Annotated in this window: 1 pseudogene; it reads right to left on the reverse strand. The window is 60.1% G+C overall.

The annotated features are described in order from the left end of the window. Window positions 1-419: pseudogene (locus VF694_RS16430) on the reverse strand (2,5-dihydroxypyridine 5,6-dioxygenase); the annotation flags it as partial. Window positions 420-524 lie beyond the last annotated feature (105 nt).

Genomic DNA, 524 nt, shown 5'->3' on the forward strand with positions numbered 1-524 from the left:
GCACGATCGGCTTCGGTGGGCACCGTGCGAACCAGAATTTCAGGTGGCTCCACGGCCAGCAAAATCTTGGTACCCGACTTCAGAATGTCGATCTGCTCGGGCGAGAACAACAGGGTCATCAGGTCCAGCACCAGATCACTGGCCTTCAAGGCGGCGATCGCCGCCTCATTACCCGTCAAGGGCGTGGTACCCAAGTACGCCAGCGAGTCACGGCTCAAGGCTTTTTCCGCGTTGACCGGCAACAAGTCCAGGCGATTGACAATCGCTCCCATGGACTGGGCGGCAATCTGCGCGCACTGCAGGGTCTGCGGGTGCGTGGTCGAGCTGGTCAGCAAAGTCACCGTTTGACCCGCCTCCAGCTTGGACAGGCGCAGCACTTCTTGCCAGGCCTCGATGAGTTGATAATCACTAACTGCCATCTTGTCTCTCCTTGTGAGAGGCTCCGGCACTGAGGCGGAACCTCTGCATCACAACGGGCCGCCCATGCGGCCCTTTCAACATCACACCAGGCGCTGGCCCAGGAA

It is taken from the genome of Alcaligenes sp. Lyrl_28, from assembly GCF_051948705.1.
GTDB classification, from domain to species: domain Bacteria; phylum Pseudomonadota; class Gammaproteobacteria; order Burkholderiales; family Burkholderiaceae_B; genus Alcaligenes; species Alcaligenes ammonioxydans.